We start from the raw sequence: 26,124 nt of genomic DNA, 5'->3' as shown, positions 1-26,124 counted from the left end.
GCCCCCTTAACTAAAATGCCCATTTTATTGTTATGCTCGCATTTCGCCCTTTCAATGGAATGCCATCAGAAAGCGATGGGGTGATTGAAGGGTTATAAAATGTTTCATTTAGCAAATTATTGATACTTAATTGCGTAGATAAATTGCTACTTATGTTATAGCTTATAAAGCTGCGCCAATACCAAAAATCGTCTAGTTTTTTTGTTTCACTAAGGCTAATTGGTGTTTGTCTTTTAGAGCGATAGGTGCCTGAAATACCGATTTGAAAAGCCTCAAAGCGGTGATCAAGTTGCATGCTTGCTAAGGTATTAGAATCTTTAAATGCGGATTTTGGTAATTTAGTAAAGTGCGTTGCAGTCGTGCGAAGACGGGTTTTTTCAGCAATTTGCCATACTAATTCCGTTTCTATTCCGTGGCCGTACTCACTATCCCCATTTACTTGACCATTCAATCCATTAACTAAGCCATTGATGATGGGGTTTTTAAATTCGTTATAAAAAAGGTCGATAGAGAACCAAATTGTTTGCCCTGTATATTGGGCTATAAAGTCTGTTGTTTTGATCCTTTCACTTTCTAAGCTGGCATTGCCAGAGCGGCTAATACCACTAAATAGTGTAAGCTCGCTTAATTCTGGGGCGCGAAATGCCTCACCATAAAGTAGCTTTAGTTGCCAATGAGTGTCTGCTAAGTAAACCAAGCCAAGCCTAGGTGTAAATTGAGAATCAAGATCTGGGTATTGATCTAATCGACCACCAACTATCCAATTAATTGCTCCCATATTACTTTGTAGCTGTAAATAAGCACCATAAAATGGTTGAGACTGCTCACCACCCACTTTAATTTTGTAATCGACATTTGGGTAATAATCTACAGGGAACTGCCTTGACAACACTGCCGCTAAATCAAAGTTAGTAAACCCTTCAGCACGTGATTCTTTATTGTATTGCCACTCTAAGCCAAATTGCATTTCGTAGCTTTGATTGATTTGCCAATTATTATTAAACGCAGTAAGTACCCGGTATGAATCAAGAGCGCCGTAACCATGTAAAGGGTCATCACTGCTTGGTTCACTAATAGCAGAAAATGCGCCAGCCGGTGAGCTTTGATTGCCGTTGATAAGTTCAGTTTTTAAATAATCTATTGATACCGAGGATGAAACGTCTTCAAATAAATCAATTTTTTGCTCGGTAAACAAAAATAAAGCGCTATGAGAGGAAAAGTTATATAGATTACTGGTTCTTGCAGTATGATAAAAATTCTCCATATCAATTTCACGGTAATGCAGTTGATATCGACTGCGTTCATCACTTAGAGCAAGTTGCAGTGAAGATAGCTCGAATGGGTCATCTGTTTTAAACGGGTCGCCTGTAAATACGTCTTTAATTTGGTAATCATCCCCTTGGCTTTTAACTTTATTAAGTTGAACATCAAATTGATAGTCATAGAGGGATTGGTTATATGCCGCGAATATGTCGTAGTTAATTTCATTGCCTGTAGCAATGCTGACTTCTTTTGCTTCTTTCCTAGTAATAATATTAATAACGCCAGTAAAGGCATTACTGCCATAAATAGAAGAGCCAGGTCCGCGAATAATTTCAAGTCGTTCAACATGATGAAGCGAGAAATTAGCAAGAAGCGTGGCGTTGCCTGAGCGGGGATCATTTATTTTATGGCCATCCAATAAAAAGAGAATTTTTTTAGAGGATGCACCAAATGTTAAACCACGCGATGATGCAGAGTATTCATAGGGATAATTACTGTAGCGGGTGACTTGATATCCCGGTACGTATTCAAGGATTTCATGTAAAAAGCGCACACCTAGCGCTTCAATTTCGTCACGGGAAAAAATAGTTACAGGGGCAGGAATGTTCGAAATATCTTTTTCGGTGAGTGTGCTTGTAGCTATTTTTATTGAAAGCAAATCTTGTAAGTTAAGATTATAAACATCGACGTCTTCATCAGCATAAGCGGGTAGTGCAGTTAGACACAATGCCAGTAAAAATCTATTTTTGCCGCTTTTAGTCATCCAAATCACTTTAATAAGGCATTTAATTAAGCTGCTATTAATGCACAAAGGGGTTGTTAATTAACACGCTCTTTAATTGACAAAGTATAGTCAATAATTAAATAAACGGAGGAAATAGAAAGGAATTTTTAAATAAAATTTGGTAAAAACAGATTATTGAATTACAAAGAGGATAACGGGAAAATATCGTTATAAAAGCATTTATTTAGCAGCGATACGTATTGCTAAAGCACGCTCAACATTTTTCTTAGCGTAATAACGCACGGCATGGCGAATAAGCCATTTTAATTCAGCGTTTGCGCCTTCTAGCCATCTTTCTAGAAGATCAAAAACCAAACTTGGGTGATCTTTTGCAATATCGCCTAAGCTATTTGCCACGCTCCGCCTGACATACAAGCTAGAGTCATCTTTTAAATGTGTAAGCAAAGGTAAAATTGGCATAGGATCTTTAATAATGTCAGGTAATCGTTTGCCCCATGGCAGTTTAGGGCGAGTACCTTCCGATACTAAACGTCTAATATGGCGGTTGCGGTCGAATTGCCAATCTTTCAGTGTTTCTAAGGTGCGCGCTTGTTGTTCTATTAAGAAAGGGCGAATACAAAACTCAGCACTAAATCGCTGTGTTAATTCATATTGTGCTTTCATTGAAATATCGAAAGGGTCGATACCATCGTTATACTTGGCATCTAAGCCATATTGTGCAATGTAAAAACTGTGAGGTAAGTAAAAAAAGCCTGCCAGTCCAAACTCTTCTGATGATTCATCAGCGTTGATTAACGTTTGTGTCAGTATGTTGATGGCAGCCTGATAATTGGGCGGTAAAAATTGATGAAGTACTTTGGCAATAAATTGACCTTTTGCCATTAAGGCAAGACCTTCAGGTGCGTTTAAGCACTCTTTAACGAATGCTTCACTATCAAAGTCACTGTGCACAATCTCAATATTTCGTGCGAGATAATAAATCGCGTTGTCATTAAGTAAATCGGCTAAAGAGCTGCCTTTTGCAATCGCCCGAGGTGCATCAGGAATGGTGGCCTTGGTGAAGGAAGGCAGTGATATCATGAGTTAATTGTCTTCTTCAAGCTGAGCTTTTTGGTCATTCTTGAGAGCTAACTTAAAGGCTACTATAACCAGAGCAAACATTAAAAAAGGCAGTGCAGCTAAACTATATTCAGCCCAGGCTTTGTCATAAAAAACCGGTTTCATAATAAAATGACCTGCGATCACCAATATAATGGCAATTAGCAGAATCGGAATTGTGATCAACTCGCTTTTGATTTGTCCTTTGCTTCGCATGGTTTTACTTATTTGTTGGTTATTAGTTAAGTTTATCGGCTTTTTAAGCACAGCAATATAATGTAAATCAAGTTTATTAAGCTCATTCAAGCAGAGTAAGCATTTTCGTTATGGATTCTTTGTTTATTTCGCCCATTAACTCACTGTTATTTAATGCGTACAAGAAATCTTCTATTTCATATGAATCAATGGCTTGCTGATTTTCGATAATAGCCGCCCACAAGCACAGGTCGTCTTCATCAATCGCATTGTTTATAAACTTGGTTAATACGTTTTTTAGATGAGATTTTGTAGCTCTCAGTGGCAACACGTTTACCGATGGCTGCTTTGCTAGAATAAGGAAAGCATTGTTAATGTTGTCGCCATATGTAATCAGTTGGCTTAAAGCTTGTTCGTAAGTCATTTCAATGCTCATAAATGATTGGTATGTTAATTATTGAGTTATTGTGTCGTGAAATAGAGTTATTCCTGTTAATACAAAATCATGTTATCGACAGTAAAAACTTAGTCGATGAATTAAATCACACAACAATTATACGGGATCGCACCATTAATATGAAATCACAACTAATAATCCGAAAAGCGAGCATTGCGGATGTTGAGACGGTTTTAGCTATAAGAAAAGAAGCGATCTTAAGTGGCTGTAAATCGACTTATAGCGCCTCACAGCTGGCAAAATGGACTAACTTTACAGTAAATGATGTTATTACAGATATGATCGTCGATTCATTTTATATCTCCGAATATAAAAACACACCGGTTGGTACAGGCGCAGTTGATTTAACATCGGGTCAAATCGACGGAGTGTTTGTGTTACCAGCGCACACTGGCAACGGTTTTGCCAGGCAGATGCTCACTTTTTTAGAAATGTTAGCCAAAAAGCACGGACTAAAGCGGTTAATGTTAGAGTCCACTTTAAACGCTGTTTCAGCTTATCACGCATGTGGCTTTGAAGGGGAAACACAGCAAAATTACGTTTCTCCGACAGGGGTTACGCTTCGCTGTGTGCCTATGCAAAAGGATATCTCATGACGCTTGTTTATACTCATGAAAATTTAACGTTAGTAATGAATATTAACGTGGCATTACAAAATGCAGGCATTAAAACGCAAATTAAAAACCAATTTTCAGCAGGTGGGCGAGGAGAAATACCGTGTTTTGAAACCTGGCCTGAAGTTTGGGTAACGTCTGAATTTCAACTTGAGCAAGCGAAAAAAATCGTTGCAAGCATTATGTCACAACAGCAACAACCAGATTGGCACTGTAATAATTGCAATGAAGACAATGGCGCAGCGTTTGATTTCTGTTGGCAGTGCGATACTGCAAAGCCACATTAGCGACTCTTTTACACTTTAAATGTGTAACTAAATTAGATGTGAATAAACTAATTAAAGTGTGCCTTTCTTGAGTTTCTTTTTCTAACCTTCTTATATTTTTATGTCCCTTAAAGGTTATTTAATTGATGTGTTGTTTAAAGTAAGCGAATTGTTAAAAAGCAATTACAATTAAAAAGTAAACTTTATGTTACTTTTTTGGTCAACTAAGTTAATATTGTATCTACTATATCTTTCGTAGTTGTTTGAGGCGTTATGTCTGCGTTTATTATTATCAGTATGTTACTCGCAATTATAACTGTTTTATTTTTCGCTATTAGTTATAAAAGCAATCAACATACCTTTATTGAAACTTATAAAATGCCAAAGAATATTGCACTTTCTTTGCGCGAACATTATCCGCAGTTGTCCAAAGAGCAATGCGAGCTCGCTATTGAAGCATTAAGAGAATATCTTTTGATCTGTAATTTAGCGAATGGTCAATTGGTTGCAATGCCTTCTAAAGTGGTCGATGTGGCTTGGCATGCCTTTATTTTACATACCAAAGAATACAAATCGTTTTGTAGAAAAGCGTTTGGCCGTTTTTTACATCATACGCCATCCAGCACCTCTGTTATTTCTGAGCAAATGAACACAAGTTTAAAACGCACATGGCAAATCACCTGCCGTAGAAATTACATCGATGCAAACAGCCCTGATAAATTACCTCTGCTATTCTCAATTGACGATATGGTGAATATTAAAGAAGGATTCAAATACACTTTAGCTAAATGCCCAGAAAAAGGGGCTGTTAGTGTATCGCTATTTAGCAATGAAAAAAACAGCACTTTATCAGAGCACAAAACAACTCACTCTTTAGGGTGTGGTGGCTACGCCAGTCGATAAGAAACCTTTTTAGCCTATCGTCAAATCACAATTAAAATTGATAAGCGCTTACAAAGAAAGTGCAGCTCGTTAAACTCTATTTACAAACAACGGGATTAGTTGTTTAACTGAATGATACAATGTTTTATGGTTTGTATATTCATTAAATTCTTCAAGAAATTATTGCTTTTAATATGATTGAATCTCTAAGTCCTGCCTTATTAGTGGTCTTTGTTCTGGCATTTTTTGCTTGGTACATTGCGTTTGTTATGTTCACAACCAGAGTTAAATTTCAAAAAACTGATGAAAGTTAAATTACATGTATGATTCTTTTGTTGATTGGTATTGGTCGATTTTTCGTGTAGGGCCAACCTATGGGGCATTCGCGACCCAAATTGCTGCTTTTTATTCTTGGCTCATGTTATTTGCCTCAGGCCTTGCTTTTGTAAGAGTATTTAAACAGCAACTTCCTTTATTTATAGGTTGGGTATTTGCAATTATTGCACTTTCTTATTCGACCACAGATATTGTTATTGCGAGCTTGTATGATTTTTATCGCTATTTTGATAGCAATCAAGATTATCGCGCTATTGCTATCAGCTACACCATTTTAGATAGTATTACTGCAATTATGGTGCTTTTGGTAATGCAGCGTTTTTGCTTATCAGCTAATCGCTATATTGCCACTGTTGATTTGATTGTTATGATCCTTTTATGTAACGGTGCGGCGCATTTCATAGTAAATGGTTATTACATGATGTTTGATAATAGTGAGAATGAATTAATGGCGATGCTTTATTCGGCAACCATAATGTTTAATGACACTTTATTAGTTGCGTTAATGTTTTTCCCTAAGCTTGGTCAAAAAATATCGAACAGAATATTTAAAAAGCAATCTGGGTTAGTATCGCAGTATCATTCAGCTTAATATGGGCAAAAGCGTCTTCAATAGACTGCTCAGTGAACAGTTTGTAGTGGATGTTCGCTTCTTTTGTTAAGGCAATAAATTCCTTAAGCTGGTGAGAAGTTTGATTTTCTAGATCACTTACTACTATCGCTACCGAGCAATGGACGGGTAATAGTTCATTGCTTGAAATTCCTTTAGCCAAAGAATGCCAAATGGATTTATCACCGGTTAATTTATCGACACTAGTAAAATCATAAAAGCCATTCAGCCCTGGACGGTAGTGTTTATCAGCCATTAGTTCGAGCGTGTGTTGATAGATATTTTCAAAAGAAATACCTTGATACATCTTACAAAAAACAGCGTTTTTGTCGCTGTGAATAGTGTAGGGTATAACAGCAGGCTGACTCATAAAAACACTCCTTATTTATGTATTAATATTACCCAATTTATGAGAATTTACACAACTGTCTAAGCGAAAAGTACAGGCTTTAGTAAGTATAAAGCCTGTAAATATATCTTAGGCAAACAAATATTTACTATGAAAAGTAAGATGTTCGTTGATAAATGATTGGATAAAGTAATAGCTGTGGTCGTAGCCTGGTTGCATACGCAAGGTGATATCCGTATTACTTTGTTTTGCGGCTTCTAGCAGGTTTTCAGGTTTTAGTTGTTCGGTTAAAAAGCCATCAGCATCACCTTGGTCAACTAAAATCGGCAAGCTTGAAGCCTGCTTTTTAAGTAGCTCTGATGCATCATACTCAAGCCACAACTCTTTATTTGAGCCTAAATAATGTGTAAAAGCTTTTTGTCCCCAAGGGCAATTAATTGGGTTAGAAATAGGGCTAAATGCTGAGATAGCACGATAGCTATTTTGGTTTTTAAGGCCAATGGTGAGAGCGCCATGTCCGCCCATACTATGACCTGAAATAGATTTAACTTTTGTTACTGGAAAGTGTTGCTCAATGAGTGCAGGCAACTCATCCACAATGTAATCGTACATATGATAATGGGCTGACCAAGGTGCTTGCGTAGCATTTAGATAAAACCCTGCGCCTTTTCCTAAATCGTAACCTTCATCATCGGCTACATCTTCACCGCGCGGGCTTGTATCGGGCGCGACAATGGCAATACCCAGCTCGGCAGCTTTGGCAAAGGCTCCTGCTTTTTGCATAAAGTTTTCATCAGTACAGGTTAAACCCGATAGCCAATAAAGCACAGGCACAGGCGTTTCTGCGGTTGCGTTAGGTGGTAAAAATATCGCAAAGCGCATATCACAGTTTAAACGAGAAGATGAGTGACTATATTGTTTGTGCCATCCATCACATACTTTTGCTTTACTTAACACTTCTAAAGACATGTTGATCCCTTATAAAAGCGCCTAAAATTATTTAGGCGCTTAAACAAAATTGCTGTGAAAATCGAAAATAAACGCTTAATGCAGGTTATTTATCCATATGAACAACTGAGCGAATGCTTTCACCTTTGTGCATGAGGTCAAACGCATCATTAATCTCATCCAGTGCCATAGTGTGAGTAATAAATTCCTGTAAACCAAACTCACCCGCTAGGTATTGTTCAACAATGCCCGGTAATTGAGAGCGGCCTTTAACGCCACCAAATGCAGTACCACGCCATACACGACCTGTTACTAATTGGAATGGACGTGTAGAAATTTCTTGGCCAGCACCTGCAACACCAATAATTACTGATTCACCCCAACCTTTATGACAACATTCCAGTGCTTGGCGCATCACATTCACATTACCAATACACTCAAATGAATAATCCACGCCGCCATCAGTCATTTCAACAATGACTTCTTGAATTGGCTTATCGAAGTTTTGTGGATTAATGACATCTGTTGCACCAAGTTGTTTTGCTAAATCAAATTTAGATTCGTTGATATCAATACCAATAATACGACTTGCACCTGCCATGCGAGCACCAATAATTGCGGATAAACCAATACCGCCTAGACCAAAAATCGCAACAGTATCACCTTTTTCAACTTTAGCAGTATTAAGCACCGCACCCATACCTGTAGTTACACCACAACCCAGTAAACACACTTCTTCAAGAGGTGCTTCTTTATTTACTTTTGCCAGAGAAATCTCTGGTAATACAGTGTATTCAGAAAAGGTAGAGCAGCCCATGTAGTGATAAATAGGTTCACCGTTTAGTGAAAAACGGGTTGTACCGTCAGGCATTAAGCCTTTACCTTGGGTTTCACGTACTGCTTGGCACAGGTTAGTTTTGCCTGAAGTACAGAATTTACACTCGCCACACTCTGCTGTGTAAAGGGGGATTACATGATCGCCAACCGCAACACTGGTAACGCCTTCACCCACCATTTCAACAATGCCGCCACCTTCGTGACCTAAAATTGAAGGAAAGATCCCCTCAGGATCATCACCTGAAAGTGTGAAGGCATCTGTATGGCATACACCTGTTGCAACGATACGTACAAGTACTTCGCCTTTCTTTGGCAGTTGTACATCCACTTCTTCCATTTTTAGTGGTTCGCCAGCAGCCCATGCAACAGCTGCTTTTGATTTAATCGAAGTTTGGCCTGGTTTAATTTTTAACGCCATAATCTGTTTCCCATAAGTGATTTACAGTTGCCTTAATAATGTGAGTTATAAAGGCTAGTTCATTTGCTACTTTGTTGTTAACTAGTTTATTTATTTCTTTAGAAAAGATAATCATATTATTTTGAAAATTATTATTTCATATATGTAATAATTTAGTTTAATTAATACCAAATTTAAGGTGTGAAATGGATTGGGCAGGCGTCAGTGAATTTGTTGCAGTTGCACAAACGCAAAGCTTTACTGCGGCAGCAAGTAAACTTGGCGTATCAGTAGTTTATGTTAGTCGCAAGGTTAATGCGCTAGAGCAGCGTTTAGGCGTTAAGTTACTCAAACGAACCACCCGTAAAGTGTCGCTAACTGAAATGGGGCAACAGTTTTATTATGACTGCAAGCCTTTGGTTGAAGGGCTTGCACAAGCCGAATTAAATGTTAGTAGTATTCAGCACGGCATTGCTGGGCAAATACGTGTGACTGCGCCGGTAACGTACGGTGAGCGTTATATTGCACCGCTTGTAAATGCGTTTTTAACTTTGCATGCGCAGATAGAAGTGGATCTTGTACTTACCAATCAAAAACTAGATTTAATTGATGGTGGTATTGATATTGCCATTCGCTTAGGCCATTTAAGAGATTCAAATCTAATGGCGAAAAAACTAGCTTCACGGCAAATGTTTGTATGTGCGAGCCCACAATATATTGCACAACATGGTGAACCTCATACGTTGTCAGAACTTAACATGCACCAATGTTTGGTTGGCAGTAATGACTATTGGCGTTTTTTGTATCAAGGCAAAGCGCGCAATATACGTGTGAATGGCCGCCTAAAATGTAATTCAGGGGTGAGTTTATTAGATGCCGCAATCAGTGGTTTAGGCCTTGCACAGTTACCCGATTACTATGTTGGAGAGGCGTTAAAACAAGGAAGCTTAGTTGAAGTATTACCCAATTATCGCGATAAAGAAGAAGGAATTTGGGCACTTTATGGTCACAATCGTGCATTACCCTCTAAGCTCGATTTATTTATTCGCTTTTTACAAGAAAACATAAAAAGCCCGCATAATGCGGGCCAAAGTTAGGAAGTCTATCTACTGTTAAAGGGGACTATTAGGATTGTTTTACTACTACTGTGCCCGCAATAAGGTCGTGCCAAGTACGGTTTTTCTCATCAATTGCTGCCCATAAAAAGCCTAATCCAAGTGGCAGCGCTGAAATATAATAACCAATGTAACGAATCACACTTTGACCAACACTTGGCTTTTCACCTGTTGTAGCGTCAAGCACCTTACTGTCCACAGCCATTTTTCCAGGGGTAGCTGCTTTATAAACCCAGAACATTACCGTCAAAATAAAAGGTAAAATTTCGTGGTTCATAAACTCATTAAATTCGAAAAAGTTAAATGGGCTCCATGACAAGTAATTTTCAAAAAAGGTGAATGCAAAAGCGGCAATGACCAATGAAAATAATATTCCATCAATGATAAGCGCTGCAAAACGTCTAAAAAAGCCTGCATATTGCACCTGTGCTGGTACTGTTTGATAGTGATACTGTGTCATAGTGATTTCTCTTTGCTTCCTGGTTGATGACTTCATACTAGTTTGCAATGAGCAATAAATTGTCAAAAAGTGAATAACGGTCGAATTTGGTTGTTAGCGGCAAAGTTGGCTGATTAACTTTAATGGTTTGGCTAACTGGCTTTGAATTGCTTACAACAAGGGTTAAAGTTTGTTGGGTTGCTTATTTTTTATACCAAAAAAATATTTAAAAGATGCTCTGGTTATAACCACCGGTAATAAAATATTTACATTTTCGAGCTTAGAGTTTTTGCTCTCTGATGAAACCCCTTAAATAGGTACAAATGTTCCGAATCTTTCCCGTAAAGGCAATTTTACATGCCAGTTTTTATGTTTATTTTCATTTGTTTACATATGAAATTAAAATTGACAGCGTTGTCTATTTTCTGTTCTTGTGACTCTTGTAAATAGTTTGTTAACTGTTTGCGTTACTTCACAACAACATTAAGGCAATAGTTATGAAAGCAAAATTTAATAAAACAACACACGCTTTATTACTTTGCAGTACCTTCGCAGGCGCAGCGTTTGCGGCGGATAAAGTTTCGTTAGATACAGATAGCTCTGAGCGATTTATTGTTACATTAAAAGCAGATTCACTGAACATTGAACTGCCTGTAACTGCAGATACACACCAATTACGCGAATTTAAACACAATCAATTGCAGTCAGTAGCAACGAGCGTTGGCGTCAAAACAATTCACGTACTGCCAAGCACAAACTCTGTGGCAGTCGAACTCACACAAGCAGAGCGAAATGCTTTACTACAACGTGCCGATGTGCAGTCAGTAGAGGTTGATCCAAAGCGCTACCTTCTTGCAGAAAGTACACCTTATGGCATTGGTATGGTGCAGGCGAATCAGCTAAGTGACAATTTAACCGGAAATCGCAAGGTGTGCATTATGGATACCGGTTACCAATTAGGTCACCCTGATTTACCATCTAATGGTATTACCGGTGATGATGGTTACGGCAGCAATAATACGGGCAATTGGTATAACGATGGCAATGGTCATGGTACCCATGTTGCAGGCACCATTGCGGCAATTGGCGGTAACGGGCAAGGTGTGGTTGGGGTAAACCCATCAAACCAGCTTGGTCTTCACATTGTTAAGGTATTTAACGATCAAGGAAATTGGGCGTATGGCTCAGACTTAATCCGAGCGATTGAGCAATGTCAGCAAGCGGGTGCCAATGTAACCAGTATGAGCTTAGGTGGTTCGGGTCAATCAAGCGCCGAGCGACAAGCATTTGCAAATAGTTACGCGCAAGGCATGTTACACATTGCCGCTGCAGGTAATGATGGCAATAGTTCAATGAGCTATCCAGCATCGTACGATGCCGTAGTGTCAGTAGCGGCGGTTAATAGCAGTGAAAGCAAAGCGTCGTTCTCACAATATAACAGCCAAGTAGAAATTGCTGCGCCTGGGGTTAGTGTTAACTCAACCTGGATCAACAGTGGCTATAAAAGTATCAGTGGTACCTCAATGGCAACGCCCCATGTGTCAGGCGTTGCGGCACTTGTTTGGAGTCATTTCCCGAATTGTTCAAATCAACAAATTCGTGATGCTCTAAATGCAACGGCAAAAGATAAAGGTGCCACAGGGCGCGATACCTCTTACGGCTATGGCATTGTTCAAGCTAAAGCTGCGTATGATTATTTAGCTGGCAGTAGCTGTGGAGGAGGTTCTGGAGATGCAAAGCCTGTAGCCAATTTTGCGGTACAAGTATCTGGTAAAACAGCGCAATTTAGTGATAGCTCAAGCGATGATAAAGGCATTACAAGTTATGCATGGCAATTTGGTGACGGTGCAAGTAGCACAACCCAAAATCCTAGTCACACCTACAGTGTTGCAGGTGATTACACGGTAAGCCTCACCGTTACCGATACAAAAGGGCAAACAAATAGCAAAACACAGCGCATTACAATTAGTGACGACAGCACGGGTGGCTGTAACGGGTTAGCTAATTGGTCAGCTGCAACTGCTTATAAAGTGGGTGATAAAGTCGCTTATCAAAGCAATCAATATGAAGCCACTTGGTGGTCAACGGGGGCACAGCCAGATGTGTATACCAATGTTTGGAAACGCACAGGTGCATGCTCTGGTGGCGGTGGTGAAAATCAAGCACCGGTTGCTAACTTCTCATTTAATGCAACTGGCTTAGACGTGTCATTCGCACAAGCTGCAAGCGATGATAAAGGCGTTGTTAGCTATGCATGGGATTTTGGCGACAATACATCAAGTAGTGCAGCCAACCCAAGCCATAGTTATGCGCAAGCAGGCACGTATTCTGTAAGCTTAACAGTAGCGGATAGTGAAGGACTAACTAACACCAAAACACAGTCAATTACAGTGAGTAGCGATACGGGTGGTAATGGGTGTAATGGGGTAGTTGCATGGACGGCAAGTGCTATTTTCCTTGCCGGTAAGCAGGCATCTTACAATGGCCGTCTTTATACAGCCCAGTGGTGGACACAAGGCGCAAACCCAGAGGAAAACTCAGGCCCTTGGGATGTATGGCAAGATGCAGGCGCATGTAAATAACATCACAAACGAGTCATAATGGTTCCATTCTCTATGGAACAAGGCAACCAATTGGTTGCCTTTTTTATTGTGTGCTTGAACTTATATTGATACGCCAAATTTGGCTTACTTGGTTGTCGAGTAAACTACAGTAGAGTTGTTCGTTGATATTAGACATACGGCAGACATTTGCACTGTAATTAGCTAATTCAACAATAGGTGAAATAGTTTTATCTCGGGTATCAAAAGCAACATACTGCTTGTATTTAGGGTAAATAATTTTATTGTTTACCAGCTGCCAATTGCGCCATTGCAATAATGGGAAATCATCAATTACGACTTCTTCTGTCTTTGCATCTAACGTTTTAAATAAACCATCTTGGCTGAATTTAGTGTAATAAAGAGCGTTTTTGTCAAAATAAAAACTATAACCACCATTAAACGTTATTTGCAAAGCAGTGTTTGAAGAATCGCTTATTTGCCAAATATTCCATGCTTGTTGATGTTCAGCACTGACGTATAAGTTGTTATTGTCATCAAAACCAACAAAGTGAATCGCGCTAAAATGATGTTTAATATGCTGCCATTTGGCGTTGTTAAAATCATAAACATACAGCTCATCATTAATATTAGCGGCAAGTTTAGATGCATCAAAAGCCCACGCTAAATTAGATACATAGGTGATTTGCTCGTCAAAGGGCAGTATTTCTGAACTATTAGCAGAACTAATTCTAATACTGAGCTTGCCATTTAAAGATTCAACATAAGCAATGCGTTCATCTATTGGCGAAGCAGTAAATTGCATTATTGTAGCCTGGCGCTGAGTAAGTGCTAAAGGTGCTTGAACGGCAGTGAGCTGATACAAGTTTGAGATAACTGAATAGTGCTCAGCATAAAGTGCATTATTGCTAGCAAAAATTCGGTTAAAGGTATCAGAATAATCTAGCTGTGAGAGCGTTTTGTTTGCGACGTCGAACTGATATAAGCCACTTTTTGCGGAAATTAATAGAGTTTGGTTATACCAAGTTACAGATATAACACCATCTAAAAGCGGTGCATTATAACTTTCAGAGCGATTATCTATATCTAGTAGCACTAACCTGTCTGGCTCTGTGGCATGGTAATTAATATAGGCAAGTGTGTGGCTATTGAGTGCAAACACGCGGTGACCTAATGTATTGCCAACGCTTTCTGGGTGAGTGAGTTGTTGCTGCCGCTTTGTTTGAGTATTTAATACCATCAATTTATAAGGTGACGAGTCACTTTCTCGGTATGGGTAAATTAGGCGGTCGTTTTCACCAAGTGCAAGGTGCGAAATAACACTGTTTGCGCAATCAACTATTGTGGTGATTTTTTTTGTTTTAATTTTAAATTCAACAACTTCACATTTCCGGTCAGTTAAATCCAGCAGTCTAGCTAAATAGATTTTATCGCCACGTGCGATAACATCTGTGTAGTATGCTGAGCTTTCAAATAATGGGCTTAGGCTGCCATCTTTTTGCACAATAACGACTTGGCTTAAACCGTCATTACTTTTTTTATGTAATGCATAAAGGGTTTTAGATGCTTCATCGAAATAGGGATTAAACGTAACGCCTAGTTGCTCTGTTAAAATAGTGCGGTCGGTTAATTCAAGCGTCTGAGAGACGGGTTTTGGCTTTAATAAAACAAAAACAGCAAATACTAAAAGTGCTGCTACAACACCAAAAAACGAGTTTAAATTTGATTTGGACTGAGTAGTTTTGGATATCACAGGTGATTTGTTTTCACTTGCTATTGGGGTTGCAGCAAAGCGATAGCCAATTTTACTAACGGTTAAAATATATATCGGCTGGGAAGGGTTTGGTTCTATTAGTTTTCTAAGCTGGCTGATAGCGCGATTGACAGCCGCATCACTTACTACTCTGCCTTGCCACACATGTTCAATTAGTTCATCTCGCGATAGTGCCCGTTCGCTATTTCGGCAGAAAAAAATCAATAACTCAAATAGCTTCGGCTCGCATTCAACCACCTTTCCACTGATGGTTAGGGTATTTGTTTGCGTATTAACTTGAATAGCATCAAAGCTAAATGAAGTTCCTATCATTTTGATTTTGCAGGTTATTATAATTTCATTATCAAATTATCATAACTTAATTAAGCCACAATAACAGCTTTTGATTAGTTTTAATCTCGTTTTTTATGGCAAAACCGAGATTAGCAAAATGACAAAAATAACCCCAATATTATTACTAACGACATGCATTATTTCAGCATGTGGCGGCAGTGGAAGTAGTAACGTAAAAGACCCATATATTGAACCAAATAATAACAATGCTCTGTGCGGTGCTAGAGCAATTCCCCAAGGCGCAAATTGCTTTAATTTTGAAGGCAGAGACAATTTAGTATTTGGTGATACCAGCACAAATTACAAAGGGTTGATCCTTACTTTGCATGGCGCACCAGGTTATATGGCTAAAGTAGCCGGAATTTTCGATGCAAGCATGCTCGAAGAAAAAGGGTACTTAGTAATTAGTCCAAATGGTAATGGCAGTGCATGGCAATGGGATAGTAAAACAAACAGCAATACCAGCGATGATACCCACTACATTTCAAATTTGATTGATTACGCCCATGCCAATTACACCATTAATGGTGATAAAGCACGTATATTTGGTTATTCGGCTGGTGGTTTTATGGCTTATACCTTAGCGTGTCAAATTCCTGAAAAACTAGAGGGGATCGTATCATTGGCGGGGCAATTTAGAGGTGATTTTAATGCTTGTACGACTTCTACTGCGGTTGCAATTCACCATTTGCACAGTCCAAGCGATACTGATGTGCCAATTAATGGTCGTGCATATGGCAATATTGCCAGTGTTGAAGATACTCTGAACCACTGGCTTGCAATTAATGGCTGTGCATCGCAATTTGAGCAAACGAACCATCCAGCGGTTACAGCAAGTAGTAGTGGCTCTGTCACCAATACGTGGCAAAATTGTGCAAGCCCAGTAGCATCTTCAAAACTCTTTTCTGTTCCGCACGAATCAGATTATTTAGCAGATAATTTATTTGTAATTTATCAGCAAAGTATGGCGCTGGAGTAAGTTTATGCGTTTGTTAATACTCGTTTTATTAAGTACATTTAGCATAGCGTGCTCCGACTCAGCAACACCAACAATTGCATTTGAACCAATTAGTAGTAAGGACGGTGGGCAAGTCGAACCGCAAAGTAATGAGGCTGTGCCAAACAACCAAAGCCTAAACGCTTATCGAATTGCGCTAACAGGCAATAGTCATATTGCAGGGTTAGGTAGTGCTGTAACAGCAGTTATCAAACAAATTACACCTGAGAAAACTGCTGTAAATAAAGTCATCGGGCATGGTTTTTTAGATGTTAGTTTTGCCAGCACTAGCGCACTTCAAATGCTTGCTTATGAAAACTGGTCGCACATTATTTTGCAAGGGCAAAAATACTCACAGTCTCGTACTACTAATTACTCAACAAGTGCTGCACAAAATTGGATTGCAAGGGCAAAAGATGCTGACGTTACACCGATTTTATTTCCTGAACATCCACAGCGCGGTGATAGCACTGAGGCAGAATATGTCTACGACCTTCATCAAAGTATTGTTGCAAAACAAGCAAGTTGCATAGCGCCTGTAGGGCTTGTTTGGGACAAGGTATTACAACTAATGCCACACCTTAAACTGCATGCTGACGATGGTAATCATGCATCATCACTTGGCAAGTATTTAACGGCATTGGTATTTGCAGAGGTGATCACAGGTCAACGTATTGATTCAGTGGCATTAACGCCGATAACAGGCCTTTTGCCCGATGAGCAATTGTTGATGGCGCAGGTGGTCTCTGAAATGGTCTATCAACATCCTTCTTGCCCTTTTTAATGTAATAAGCGCTAATAAATTAGCGCTTTTATGTGTTTCCCTAAAGTGAGCGTATAAACTTACAACGTCAATACGCTTGGCAAGCACAAGGTTTTTGCTAAGCAAACTCTTGTGCTTTTTTACATGCGTTAGTCCTGCTTTTTAACGCGGTAGAACCCAGCATAAAGCGCAGGTACTACGCCCAAGGTTAAAACAGTTCCCACACCCAAGCCAAAGGCAATTACGCAGGCCATGCCGTAAAACAATGGATCTTGACCAATAATCAGCGGCAGTAACCCCATCATGGTCGTGATGGTGGTCATCGCAATTGGGCGAAGACGCGTTAAGCATGCATCAATAATGGCTTGATACTCGCTCTTGCCTTCAGCTTGTTCAATTGCAATGCGGTCGATTAATACAATGGCGTTGTTGATAATAATACCCGCAAGGCTGTAAAGGCCAAGTGTTACCATAAAACCAAAGGGCGCTTGCATTAACAGTAAACCTATCACCGCACCAATAAATGAAAGCGGAATAGTAAGCGAAATCACCATGGCTTTTCTAAATGAATTAAACTGCGCCACCAATAAAATAATAATAAATCCAAGCACCATTGGCATATTAGCGCTAAGCGCTTTTTGCCCTGCCTTTGACTCTTTAATTACACCGTCGTATTCAATGGTGTGATTAACAGGTAAGTCGTGTTTAAGCAGCTGAATTTGCTCATCGACAAGGGCTTTAAAATCTTCCGCAGAAAGCTTAGTGTTGCGCGCTTCAATGCTAATGGTGCGGAACATATCTTCATGGTGAATAATCGAGAATTGATTAATCGGCTCAAAGTCAGCAACTTGAAAAAGCGGTACGGCACGGCCAGATTTTTCTGAATAAACATTTAAAGTACGTAATCTATCTAAGCTATTACGCTCGTTTTCACCGGCCCGCAGCACAATTGGAATAATTTCATCTTGGTCACGGAAGTTAGTAATTACACCGCCGCTAAAGTAGCTTTCAAGGGCTTGTGCGATTTCGCTTGAGGTAAGCCCTGCACGTTTTGCACGGTGCTGATCCACTTTAACCGAGATTTTAGTAATCAAATTTTCCCAATCGGTACGCACATTCAATGAGTTTGGTGCGGCATGTAATACCGCCATAATTTCTTGCGCTTTTTGGTAAATAACCTCTTTATCAGGGCCTTTTACCTGCACTTTTAAAATGGACGAATCCGACGGCCCTAAGAACATTTTGCGCACACGTGCTGATACATTTGGAAAGCGCGCCTCAATTTGCGTATCAAGTTCTAATACCCGCGAGGCAATATCTGTTTCTGGCGTTACATTAAGTACAATAAAGCCTTTATTTTCAGCTGGATCTTCAGGGTTGAGTGAGAGCACAAAACGCGGGCCGCTAAAACCAACATAGCCTGAGAAGCTTTCAATATAGTCAAACTGCTCTTTATTATTTAACCAAGTGAAAATTTCCTGCATTTGACGATTGGTTTCGCGCGATGACGTACCACGTGGTAAATCGATGTTTACGAGTACTTGGGTACGATCTGAATTGGGGAAAAACTGTTTGGCAACAAATTTCATTGATGCGCCAGCGCCAATAAATAGCACAAACATCGCCGCCATAAACAGGGCTTTGTGTTTTAACACCCAATGTAAAAATTGCTCGTATTTCGCATAGTAGCTGGTTAGTTTGCCAAATTCATTGCTATCGCTGCTGGTGGTTTTTGGCACTTTAATAAAGTAGTAACTTAAAATTGGCGTTACTGTAAGTGCTAATACCCAGCTACTTAGCAAGGTAATTAAAATCACTAATGAAATTGAACGGGTATATTCGCCCGCAACATGCTCTGCCAGCATTAGCGGTAAAAAGAACAAAATGGTGGTGGCTGACGAACTAAGTAACGGAACTGCTAGCTCTTTACATCCTTGCACCATGGCGTTGTAGCGATCGATGCCTTGTTCTAAACGGCGTTTAAAATCTTCGGCAATAACAATGCCGTTATCAACCAATAAACCAAGTGAAATGATCAGCGTTGCTAAGCTCATGCGCTCAAGCTTAATGCCGCTGTATTGCATAATGGCAAGGGTTACCAGCATAACAAGTGGCACAATGGCACCCACAATTAAGCCGGTGCGCAGCCCTAAAAACAGGATCACAACTACAAGCACAATCGCCAGTGTTTGCAGCACATTAATTGATACGCCTCTCACGGTTTTTGCAACTTGGTCAGCCTGATAAGTGGCAATATCGAGTTGATAACCAATGGGTAATGTCTGTTCAATTTCTGCAATTTTGGCTTTAAAGCGCGGCGCAAATTCTAAGATGTTGTATTCAGGCAGCATCGCATTAGCGAAGAAAATCGCTGGCTTACCATTAAAATACGCCAATTTATCAGGTGGGTCGATAAACCCTTTTTTAATCGTGACGATGTCTTTAAGGGCAATAAAATCTTCAGTACCAGGAATGGTAATATAGGTATTTTCAATGTCTGGGATGCTATTAAAATTACCCGTTGGCTCAATAATAAAACTGCGGCTTCCAGTATCAACTCGGCCACCTGATTGCACTATATTTTGTTTTTGCAGTTCGCTGATAAGTGCCAGTGGCGAAATGCCAAGCTGCGCCAATTTTGCGTTTGATGCTTCAAGGTAAATGCGCTCTGCTTTGGCGCCTAAAATCTCAATTTTTTTAGTGCCTTCAACACTGTAAAGGGTGTCGCGAATATGCTGTGCAATATCGTACATTTCGGCCATATCAAAGCCATCGGCAGTAAGCGCAAGGGTGATCACTGATACATCACCAAACTCATCATTTACATACGACGGTAAAGTGCCTTGTGGCAGTTTACCTTGGGCATTATTCACCTTGTTGCGTAAGTCTTGCCAAATATTGTCGAGGTTAAAATAGCGGTCGTAAATTTTTACGTGAATAGTCGAAAGACCAGTAGAAGAGGATGACTTAATCTCTTTTACTTCCGGAATTTTGCGGATTTCTTCTTCTAATTTTCGCGTGATCAATTGCTCAACACGGTCCGGCGCCATGCCCGGAAATTGTGTGCTAACAATGGCCTCACGAATCGTGATGGTGGGGTCTTCCTGTGCTGGCAAGGTGAAGTAGGCAAAAATGCCGTTTAGCATTAATAGCGCCACCACCAGTAATACGGGTTTTTTATAATTAAACGCCAAAGCGGTGATATTCATTTTCCCGCTCCTTAGTTAAAACGTTGCACGGCATTATCAAGCAGCGATACTTTTTGCCCGTCGCGCAAAAACGCAATGCCAGCTGTGGCAATAATCTCATCATCCTGTAAACCGCTTGAAATTAACACTTGGTTATTAATAACGTTTTCGGTTTGTACAAAGCGCTTTTCCAATAGTTGCGTGTTAGTGTCAAAAACAAACACAAATGCCTTTTGCTTGATGTCGGCGCCAAGGGCACTTACTGGAATGCGAATACTTGGTCCTGTATAACCAGTGCGGCCAACACCTTGATAAACAAATTCCACTTCGGCAGTCATGCCGGCACGCAGCACTGGATTTTCTTCATCAAGAATAACCGTAACAGGGAACGCATTGGCAGATTCAGCGCGGGTGCCTTTTTCTGAAATATGCCCTTTCATCGAAAGTTGCGGCATTACAGGGTAGGTTACTTTTAAGGTCATATCGCTGTTTAAGTCATGGATTATGCTCTCAGGCACCATTACGCGTACTTCAAAACCGTGTTGGCCTTCAATTTCAAATACGGATTGGCCAGCGGCAACTTGCTGCTAGGGTTCAATTAAACGTTTGGTGATAACCCCATCGTAAGGTGCCAGTAATTCACTATCTTGCACGTTTTTGCGCGCAATATTGAGCTGAGCATTGGCAACATCCACAGCACTTTTGGCAGATTCAAACGCTGATTTTGAATTATCAAAACCTGATTTAGATACTAAACCTTGTTCACTTAGCGTTTTGTAACGCTCGTATTCATTTTGCGCTTCTTGAAGCGTCGCTTCGGCTTGTTTTACCTGCGCTGATGCAGATTCAAAACTTAACTGAAACGTGAGCTGATTAAGCTTGGCAAGAGGTTGGCCTTTACTCACCGTATCACCTAATTTCACAAACACCTTTTCAACTTTACCGTTTACTTCAAAGCTTAAGCTGGCATTTTCAACGGGGGCAACAATGCCCGAAAGCGTGCGCACTTGTTCAAAATTTGAGGTTTTTACCGCTGTCCATGCGATTGGGCGGATAGGAGGTTCAGAGTGTTCGATTTCTTTTGAACAGCCAACAAGCGTGATAATACACGCAACAACGTAAAGTAAACGCATAACGGTTCCTGTAAAAGGTGCTAATTTTATAAGCACAAATTGAGTAAGTTAATTTGGTACTATGCAGTACCAAATATTTTGGTACCATGTAGTACCAAAGTCAACCATGTTTTTTCATTTAATAGGTACAGTCTTGAGTTTAGAACAAATTTTAAATGCAAAACCGTTATCAGAGCGCGGTAAAAAAATCCTCGCGGTAGCACAAACGCTATTTTTAGAACATGGCTACGACAATACCTCGCTTGAAATGATTATTAGTGAATCGGGCGGGTCAAGGCGCAATATTTACAGTGAGTTTGGTAATAAAGAAAAGCTGTTACTTGCAGTTATTCGTGAAAAAGCCGAAGTGCAAGTGGGCACTTTGCTTAATATCGATTACGACTTGCCGCCGCAACAAGCGCTTAGTCAGGTGTGTTATGGTTTTGCGCAGGGCTTTTTATCGGAAACCATGGTGAAGTTGTTCCGCTTAGTGACCAATATTGTGCCCAAACTGCCGGAAGTTGGTGAGCTTATTTATCACTTTGGCCCGCTGAGAGGCAGTATTCCGCTGGCAAAATACTTAACCCATTTGCACCAGCAAAATATACTTGATGTAGACGACGCCGAATTTGCTGCAAAGCTATTGATTGAAATGATTAAAGGGCGTTTGCACATTAAAGCAGTATTGCTGCCAAACGAGCCAATTAGCGAAGACGAAGTACGAGAGCACGTAGACAAAGCCGTCGCCCGCTTTTTAAAAGCGTATGCAACGGCTTAAATCTACTTGCTGTGCAGTTAACTAATGTTTAATTTCATCTGTTGAAAGTGCAAATTTAAAAATGCATTAACGTGTTAAACCTTAAAATACTAAGCTAATTTGCTCTGCTAACTTATTTACGTTCTCTTGATGCGTTGCTACTAATTCTTCAACGTCAGTTTGATTCATTATGGGTTTTAATAAATGGTTGTCTTTTAATGTCCACCATTCGCGATCAAATGTTTCAAGCCAACCAAGATTCAATGCATTACTTAAGTGCTCTTTTGCTTTTGCTGGTTTAGATAATTGAGCATATACCTGTGCTAATACCATTTCTGCTTGTGCTTTGTCTTGCACTTTATCTAAATGAAGAAATTGTGCGACATTATTCAAAAGTTGCTCAGCAGATGCTTGCTTATTTAGCTTCAATAAAGTTGCGCCATAGAGTGATAACGCTAAATAATTGTCTGTTGTTACGTCAATAGTATGGGCATTTTGCCAATCTGGATTAAGCGCTAATAATGAATCCTTGGCTTGTGCATATAAACCAGCACGGTACTGGGCAATAGCTAAGTTTTGTTTATATTTATAGTTATTGGCATGCGCTTTACTTAGTTGTTCCAATAAAGAAACAGCATTCATTAAATCATTATTTAGTCCGTAATCTATTAACTTTAAAGAGTGCTTAAAGTGCTCGTGTTTGGATACCATACGAGCCAATATGTTACTGGCTTCTTTATCCAATCCAATACTTAAATATGCAAAAACTACTTGTTCACAATATTCGTCACTTGAGCAATATTCAAAGAGACTTTTATTGTTTACGTGCCACTTCGCAATCGCATTAATTGAATTTGGTGTATTGCGAAATATATGTGTGGATTCAATAACCTGTGCTGCTCTATCGGGTTCCAAAATGAGCGCTCGGCTATAAAGTTTTTGCGCGGTATCTAACTTCCCTCTAATGGCTAAATATTGGCTATATACGCTTTTTAATGAAGCGGAAAGCGGGTTTAACGCAATTGCATGCTCCATATTTTCTATAACGAGCGCTTCCTTACCCATTTGGTTAAGTAAAGAGCTATACCAATGGCGTGTCGTTGCGTTGTCTTCCAAGGCTAATGAATTTTCAAACAGTGTTTGTGCTTCAGTTAATATAGGCTTCGGGTTTTCAGAGTAGCTAGCCTTAAGCGTTAACAACATCCCTTTAGCGGCAAGTGCCATTGCGTGGTTTGGTTCTAATGTCAGTGCTTGTTCAATATAGGGTAAGCCTTTATCGACCGATTCTCTCGCGCGCCAATTTGCGTAATAATGAAATTGACCATAAGTAATTGCTAACCCTATCTGTGCATCCACATATTCAGGTTCTAATTCAAGACTATGCTTAAAATAAGTTTCTGCTTTTAATAATGAAGTGGGGGTGCGTTGCCGCCAAAAATATTGAGCCATTAGGAACCATTCGTAAGCTTGGCCGTCGACTTTTGTGTTGGCCGTCACTTGTGGTGCGATGCTTGGTTGAATAGCTTTGCGTACTGCATGACTTATTTTATCTTGTAATTGAAATACATGCCTATCTTGATTATCAAAGCTTTTCGCCCAAAGTAAGCGACCATCAAACGTACTGATGATGCGTACGTTTACTCTTATTTGATCTGCAGTCTGCTGCAGGCTACCATCAAGTAACGCTTCAACTTTAAGCGAATCACCAATGATAGATGGATCTCTGTTTACTCTAAAATTGAAAGAGGAATCACGAGAAATAACCTTTAACTCTTTTACTTGAGAAAGTTGACTGATAATCGCGTCTGAAAGACCTTCCGCATAATATATGTTGTCTTGGCTTTTATTTAAATCTTCAAAGGGCAGAATTGCAATTGAGCTAATATTTGCAAGGTTTGGCGTTTTAGATTCTGGATTACTGGCGTAAAAACTCAAAATGGAAATGATTGTAATGAGTAACAATATGCCACCAATTACAACATATTTAAGAGTGTTGGTTTGTTGATTAACGGTATTTAAAGGTTGCTCGTCAGTTAGCGTATTCTCAGCAAGTGGAATTACATCTGATATCAAACAATAACCCACATTCGGTATTGTTTTAATAAATGTTGGCTGCCGAGCATTATCGCCTAATGCTTTTCTAATTTTACTGATAGCGACAGACAAGATTTCGTCATTAACAACACTCTCTTTCCAAACATGATTAATAATCTGTTCTTTGCTTACATTATTTCCTGAGTTTTCTATCAGAAGTAAAAGCACTTGCATGCTTTTATTATCAATTGATTTCAGCTCGTCAGTGCTTTGAAGTGTATTCGTTATTGGACAGATGAGCCATCGTCCCAATTGATATTTATGACTGTTATGCAAAGACCTATCCGAAAAGTTATTTCTGATGAAATGAATTATAACCGAACAAGACTAATTAACATTTACTTTTTACCTTGTATAAATGGCGCCTTGTCTCATCTTCACTTAGTGATACAAAAACTTATTAAATTTAATATGTTAAAGGAAGATTTAAGAACATTTAAGGTGATTTAAGTTGGTTAGACATAGGTTTATAAGTACCGTGTGGTTACGCTATTTTTCGCTTTGCTATTAAATATTGAAATCAAATATAAATAGCAGGGCACGAAATTTTTTCGACTTTAAGGAGATAACATGTTGAAAAGTTACCGAGCCAAAATGCTCACTGCATTGCTTTTAACCATCTCAATTGAGGGGGTTACGAAAGAAGCTGAGCTTAAAGCGCCACGCGTTTCACCTGAAGAGAAAGCCGTCTCGTTTTGGGATATGAAACCACTCGAAACTGCCTTTATTAACCCTGCACCAGAAAAGTTAAAGGACAACTTAACAGTAACAAAACTGGGCATCGATGATGGAAACAAAACGCAACTTTTAGAGTTAGCTAACGAGCTTGCAGAGAATAAATACGGAAAGTATGACAGTTTACTTATTAGCCACAAAGGGCAGTTGGTATTTGAGTCATACTTTAATAATGGGCGAATCGATTTACCTCATTTCCAATTTTCTGCCACTAAGGGTTACACCAGTTTAATAGTGGCAAGAGCGATGCAGCTCGGTTATTTAAGCATGGCTGATTTGCATAAGCCTTTAGTGAATTTTTTTGACGATCTAGATACTAGTAAGCTGGCTGCAGGTACGGAACTTGTTACGCTACACAATGTATTAAGCATGAATTCAGGGCTTAGATTTAGCGATGAAGATTTAAAAGACTTTAGGGAAAACCGCGAAAAGTACTCAGGCACCGCGCAAATTCAGGCTTTTTTTGAAAAGACTCAGCCAATAAATAAACAATCCCAGAAATACATGTATCAAGCTCCAGATCCTATTTTAGTTATGCATGTAATAAATGCTGTTGTACCAGGCACAGCTAAAGAGTTTATAGAAAAGGAATTCTTTAACAAGATGGGTATAACAAACTATAAGTGGAAATTAGATCCTAAAGGAATACCGGTCGCCGAAAGTGGCGCTGATTTAACGTCTCGTGACATGCTTAAAATTGGTCATATGCTTGCACAAATAGGCAACTTAAATAATCAAAAGTTTCTTTCTGAAGCTTATTTAAAAGCGGCTTTCGGTGCGATTACAAAACCAACCGAAAATTGGATACCCGAGAGTTTTAACTATGGCTATTTTTGGTATCAGACTGACATCGTTTTAAAAAATCGAAACTACAATGTTAACTTTGCGTGGGGAGCAGGAGGCAACCGTATCATCATTGTGAATGATCTCGACTTAGTTATCGCAATTACAGGCCATGATAGAGAAGACGTCATCTTTGACCAAATTGCAAAACAGGTTTTGCCAGCATTCCTTTAGGTTCCATAAAGCAAAATGTTTACGAAATTTGTGATGCTTAACTAGCAATTAAAATGTTAGAAAATCAAATTGCCTAAAATGATAAGTAACCAAAAGTGAGTTTTACCTTACTTCAAATCAAGGTCAGGGATGACCGAGTTAAATACGCATTTTGGATTTGTATTTTAAAATATTTCAGTGTCAGAATAGTGCCCAGACTGTGTGAAAACTCATGTCGAGTAGAAGTTGTTGACTGTGCTTTT

At 39.4% G+C, this 26,124-nt stretch carries 22 protein-coding genes and 1 pseudogene; 10 read left to right on the top strand and 13 right to left on the bottom strand.

Features of this window, described 5'->3' with window-relative positions:
- Nucleotides 1-10 precede the first annotated feature (10 nt).
- From ON073_RS13475 to ON073_RS13460, 4 genes are all read right to left on the bottom strand, one after another.
- The gene (locus ON073_RS13475; RefSeq protein WP_274762403.1) at nucleotides 11-2,026 is read right to left on the bottom strand and encodes a TonB-dependent receptor plug domain-containing protein; all 2,016 of its coding nucleotides are present in this window, start codon (nucleotides 2,024-2,026) and stop codon (nucleotides 11-13) included.
- Between the two features lie 201 nt (nucleotides 2,027-2,227).
- Nucleotides 2,228-3,088, bottom strand: coding sequence for a DNA alkylation repair protein (locus tag ON073_RS13470; protein ID WP_274762402.1), 861 nt, complete (start codon nucleotides 3,086-3,088; stop codon nucleotides 2,228-2,230).
- A 3-nt stretch (nucleotides 3,089-3,091) separates the two neighbouring features.
- Nucleotides 3,092-3,412, bottom strand: a complete 321-nt coding sequence (locus tag ON073_RS13465) for a hypothetical protein (RefSeq protein ID WP_274762401.1) — start codon at nucleotides 3,410-3,412, stop codon at nucleotides 3,092-3,094.
- Complete coding sequence (locus ON073_RS13460) at nucleotides 3,405-3,725, bottom strand: hypothetical protein (protein WP_274762400.1); 321 nt, start codon at nucleotides 3,723-3,725, stop codon at nucleotides 3,405-3,407. Before ON073_RS13460 ends, ON073_RS13465 begins: the two co-directional genes overlap by 8 nt.
- 14 nt (nucleotides 3,726-3,739) lie before the next feature.
- Here ON073_RS13460 and ON073_RS13455 point away from each other — a divergent pair, with 14 nt between their 5' ends.
- The 4 genes from ON073_RS13455 to ON073_RS13440 all read left to right on the top strand — a co-directional run bounded on the left by ON073_RS13455 (nucleotide 3,740) and on the right by ON073_RS13440 (nucleotide 6,448).
- A complete protein-coding gene (locus ON073_RS13455; protein ID WP_274762399.1) occupies nucleotides 3,740-4,354 on the top strand; it encodes a GNAT family N-acetyltransferase in 615 nt (204 codons plus the stop codon).
- A complete protein-coding gene (locus ON073_RS13450) occupies nucleotides 4,351-4,659 on the top strand; it encodes a putative signal transducing protein (protein ID WP_274762398.1) in 309 nt (102 codons plus the stop codon). Before ON073_RS13455 ends, ON073_RS13450 begins: the two co-directional genes overlap by 4 nt.
- A gap of 252 nt (nucleotides 4,660-4,911) precedes the next feature.
- Nucleotides 4,912-5,541: a glycine-rich domain-containing protein gene (locus ON073_RS13445; RefSeq protein WP_274762397.1), complete on the top strand. Its 630-nt coding sequence runs from the start codon at nucleotides 4,912-4,914 to the stop codon at nucleotides 5,539-5,541.
- 298 nt (nucleotides 5,542-5,839) lie between these two features.
- Nucleotides 5,840-6,448 (top strand): hypothetical protein, encoded by a 609-nt coding sequence (locus ON073_RS13440; protein ID WP_274762396.1) that lies wholly within the window; start codon nucleotides 5,840-5,842, stop codon nucleotides 6,446-6,448.
- On the opposite strand, the gene ON073_RS13435 is transcribed toward ON073_RS13440, so the two are convergent.
- The 3 genes from ON073_RS13435 to ON073_RS13425 form a co-directional block, all read right to left on the bottom strand.
- Nucleotides 6,405-6,836: a hypothetical protein gene (locus ON073_RS13435; RefSeq protein WP_274762395.1), complete on the bottom strand. Its 432-nt coding sequence runs from the start codon at nucleotides 6,834-6,836 to the stop codon at nucleotides 6,405-6,407. The two genes, ON073_RS13440 and ON073_RS13435, sit on opposite strands and share 44 nt — an antisense overlap.
- A 108-nt stretch (nucleotides 6,837-6,944) precedes the next feature.
- Nucleotides 6,945-7,784: an S-formylglutathione hydrolase gene (gene fghA / locus ON073_RS13430; protein ID WP_274762394.1), complete on the bottom strand. Its 840-nt coding sequence runs from the start codon at nucleotides 7,782-7,784 to the stop codon at nucleotides 6,945-6,947.
- A gap of 85 nt (nucleotides 7,785-7,869) precedes the next feature.
- On the bottom strand, nucleotides 7,870-9,018 hold the full coding sequence (locus tag ON073_RS13425) for an S-(hydroxymethyl)glutathione dehydrogenase/class III alcohol dehydrogenase (RefSeq protein ID WP_274762393.1): 1,149 nt from the start codon (nucleotides 9,016-9,018) through the stop codon (nucleotides 7,870-7,872).
- A 185-nt stretch (nucleotides 9,019-9,203) separates the two neighbouring features.
- Between ON073_RS13425 and ON073_RS13420 the strand changes: the two genes are divergently transcribed.
- A complete protein-coding gene (locus tag ON073_RS13420; protein ID WP_274762392.1) occupies nucleotides 9,204-10,094 on the top strand; it encodes a LysR family transcriptional regulator in 891 nt (296 codons plus the stop codon).
- A 28-nt stretch (nucleotides 10,095-10,122) separates the two neighbouring features.
- Here ON073_RS13420 and ON073_RS13415 read toward each other — a convergent pair whose 3' ends face one another.
- Nucleotides 10,123-10,608 (bottom strand): RDD family protein, encoded by a 486-nt coding sequence (locus ON073_RS13415; protein WP_274762391.1) that lies wholly within the window; start codon nucleotides 10,606-10,608, stop codon nucleotides 10,123-10,125.
- Nucleotides 10,609-11,048: 440 nt separating this feature from the next.
- On the opposite strand from ON073_RS13415, the gene ON073_RS13410 reads away from it, so the two are divergent.
- Nucleotides 11,049-13,133, top strand: coding sequence for a S8 family serine peptidase (locus ON073_RS13410; RefSeq protein ID WP_274762390.1), 2,085 nt, complete (start codon nucleotides 11,049-11,051; stop codon nucleotides 13,131-13,133).
- 64 nt (nucleotides 13,134-13,197) lie between these two features.
- Here the strand turns inward: ON073_RS13410 and ON073_RS13405 are convergent, their stop codons facing one another.
- Nucleotides 13,198-15,198 (bottom strand): winged helix-turn-helix domain-containing protein, encoded by a 2,001-nt coding sequence (locus ON073_RS13405; protein WP_274762389.1) that lies wholly within the window; start codon nucleotides 15,196-15,198, stop codon nucleotides 13,198-13,200.
- 118 nt (nucleotides 15,199-15,316) lie between these two features.
- Between ON073_RS13405 and ON073_RS13400 the strand changes: the two genes are divergently transcribed.
- Together ON073_RS13400 and ON073_RS13395 are read left to right on the top strand one after the other, a co-directional pair.
- Nucleotides 15,317-16,198: an alpha/beta hydrolase family esterase gene (locus ON073_RS13400; RefSeq protein ID WP_274762388.1), complete on the top strand. Its 882-nt coding sequence runs from the start codon at nucleotides 15,317-15,319 to the stop codon at nucleotides 16,196-16,198.
- A gap of 4 nt (nucleotides 16,199-16,202) precedes the next feature.
- The gene (locus ON073_RS13395) at nucleotides 16,203-17,000 is read left to right on the top strand and encodes a hypothetical protein (RefSeq protein ID WP_274762387.1); all 798 of its coding nucleotides are present in this window, start codon (nucleotides 16,203-16,205) and stop codon (nucleotides 16,998-17,000) included.
- Between the two features lie 128 nt (nucleotides 17,001-17,128).
- Here the strand turns inward: ON073_RS13395 and ON073_RS13390 are convergent, their stop codons facing one another.
- The 3 genes and pseudogenes from ON073_RS13390 to ON073_RS13380 form a co-directional block, all read right to left on the bottom strand.
- Nucleotides 17,129-20,188: an efflux RND transporter permease subunit gene (locus tag ON073_RS13390; protein WP_274762386.1), complete on the bottom strand. Its 3,060-nt coding sequence runs from the start codon at nucleotides 20,186-20,188 to the stop codon at nucleotides 17,129-17,131.
- Between the two features lie 11 nt (nucleotides 20,189-20,199).
- Nucleotides 20,200-20,742, bottom strand: a pseudogene (locus tag ON073_RS13385) (efflux RND transporter periplasmic adaptor subunit); the annotation flags it as partial.
- Nucleotides 20,743-20,754: 12 nt separating this feature from the next.
- Nucleotides 20,755-21,300, bottom strand: coding sequence for an efflux RND transporter periplasmic adaptor subunit (locus tag ON073_RS13380; protein ID WP_274762384.1), 546 nt, complete (start codon nucleotides 21,298-21,300; stop codon nucleotides 20,755-20,757).
- Between the two features lie 133 nt (nucleotides 21,301-21,433).
- On the opposite strand from ON073_RS13380, the gene ON073_RS13375 reads away from it, so the two are divergent.
- Nucleotides 21,434-22,057: a TetR/AcrR family transcriptional regulator gene (locus tag ON073_RS13375; protein ID WP_274762383.1), complete on the top strand. Its 624-nt coding sequence runs from the start codon at nucleotides 21,434-21,436 to the stop codon at nucleotides 22,055-22,057.
- A gap of 81 nt (nucleotides 22,058-22,138) precedes the next feature.
- On the opposite strand, the gene ON073_RS13370 is transcribed toward ON073_RS13375, so the two are convergent.
- Nucleotides 22,139-24,304, bottom strand: a complete 2,166-nt coding sequence (locus ON073_RS13370) for a FlgO family outer membrane protein (RefSeq protein ID WP_274762382.1) — start codon at nucleotides 24,302-24,304, stop codon at nucleotides 22,139-22,141.
- Nucleotides 24,305-24,700: 396 nt separating this feature from the next.
- On the opposite strand from ON073_RS13370, the gene ON073_RS13365 reads away from it, so the two are divergent.
- Nucleotides 24,701-25,882: a serine hydrolase domain-containing protein gene (locus ON073_RS13365; protein ID WP_274762381.1), complete on the top strand. Its 1,182-nt coding sequence runs from the start codon at nucleotides 24,701-24,703 to the stop codon at nucleotides 25,880-25,882.
- Nucleotides 25,883-26,124 lie beyond the last annotated feature (242 nt).

This window comes from Pseudoalteromonas sp. G4 (assembly GCF_028875915.1).
Classification (GTDB): Bacteria; Pseudomonadota; Gammaproteobacteria; order Enterobacterales; family Alteromonadaceae; genus Pseudoalteromonas.
The sequence above is the reverse complement of the archived record's forward strand: the minus strand, read 5'-3'. Positions and strand labels throughout refer to the sequence as shown.

Excerpts from the sequence above, each read along its gene's own strand:
- ON073_RS13475 (WP_274762403.1), bottom strand. The coding sequence starts at position 2,026 with ATGACTAAAAGCGGCAAAAATAGATTTTTACTGGCATTGTGTCTAACT.
- ON073_RS13470 (WP_274762402.1), bottom strand. The coding sequence starts at position 3,088 with ATGATATCACTGCCTTCCTTCACCAAGGCCACCATTCCTGATGCACCT.
- ON073_RS13460 (WP_274762400.1), bottom strand. The coding sequence starts at position 3,725 with ATGACTTACGAACAAGCTTTAAGCCAACTGATTACATATGGCGACAAC.
- ON073_RS13455 (WP_274762399.1), top strand. The coding sequence starts at position 3,740 with ATGATTGGTATGTTAATTATTGAGTTATTGTGTCGTGAAATAGAGTTA.
- ON073_RS13450 (WP_274762398.1), top strand. The coding sequence starts at position 4,351 with ATGACGCTTGTTTATACTCATGAAAATTTAACGTTAGTAATGAATATT.
- ON073_RS13445 (WP_274762397.1), top strand. The coding sequence starts at position 4,912 with ATGTCTGCGTTTATTATTATCAGTATGTTACTCGCAATTATAACTGTT.
- ON073_RS13440 (WP_274762396.1), top strand. The coding sequence starts at position 5,840 with ATGTATGATTCTTTTGTTGATTGGTATTGGTCGATTTTTCGTGTAGGG.
- ON073_RS13435 (WP_274762395.1), bottom strand. The coding sequence starts at position 6,836 with ATGAGTCAGCCTGCTGTTATACCCTACACTATTCACAGCGACAAAAAC.
- fghA (WP_274762394.1), bottom strand. The coding sequence starts at position 7,784 with ATGTCTTTAGAAGTGTTAAGTAAAGCAAAAGTATGTGATGGATGGCAC.
- ON073_RS13425 (WP_274762393.1), bottom strand. The coding sequence starts at position 9,018 with ATGGCGTTAAAAATTAAACCAGGCCAAACTTCGATTAAATCAAAAGCA.
- ON073_RS13420 (WP_274762392.1), top strand. The coding sequence starts at position 9,204 with ATGGATTGGGCAGGCGTCAGTGAATTTGTTGCAGTTGCACAAACGCAA.
- ON073_RS13415 (WP_274762391.1), bottom strand. The coding sequence starts at position 10,608 with ATGAAGTCATCAACCAGGAAGCAAAGAGAAATCACTATGACACAGTAT.
- ON073_RS13410 (WP_274762390.1), top strand. The coding sequence starts at position 11,049 with ATGAAAGCAAAATTTAATAAAACAACACACGCTTTATTACTTTGCAGT.
- ON073_RS13405 (WP_274762389.1), bottom strand. The coding sequence starts at position 15,198 with ATGATAGGAACTTCATTTAGCTTTGATGCTATTCAAGTTAATACGCAA.
- ON073_RS13400 (WP_274762388.1), top strand. The coding sequence starts at position 15,317 with ATGACAAAAATAACCCCAATATTATTACTAACGACATGCATTATTTCA.
- ON073_RS13395 (WP_274762387.1), top strand. The coding sequence starts at position 16,203 with ATGCGTTTGTTAATACTCGTTTTATTAAGTACATTTAGCATAGCGTGC.
- ON073_RS13390 (WP_274762386.1), bottom strand. The coding sequence starts at position 20,188 with ATGAATATCACCGCTTTGGCGTTTAATTATAAAAAACCCGTATTACTG.
- ON073_RS13380 (WP_274762384.1), bottom strand. The coding sequence starts at position 21,300 with ATGCGTTTACTTTACGTTGTTGCGTGTATTATCACGCTTGTTGGCTGT.
- ON073_RS13370 (WP_274762382.1), bottom strand. The coding sequence starts at position 24,304 with ATGCAAGTGCTTTTACTTCTGATAGAAAACTCAGGAAATAATGTAAGC.
- ON073_RS13365 (WP_274762381.1), top strand. The coding sequence starts at position 24,701 with ATGTTGAAAAGTTACCGAGCCAAAATGCTCACTGCATTGCTTTTAACC.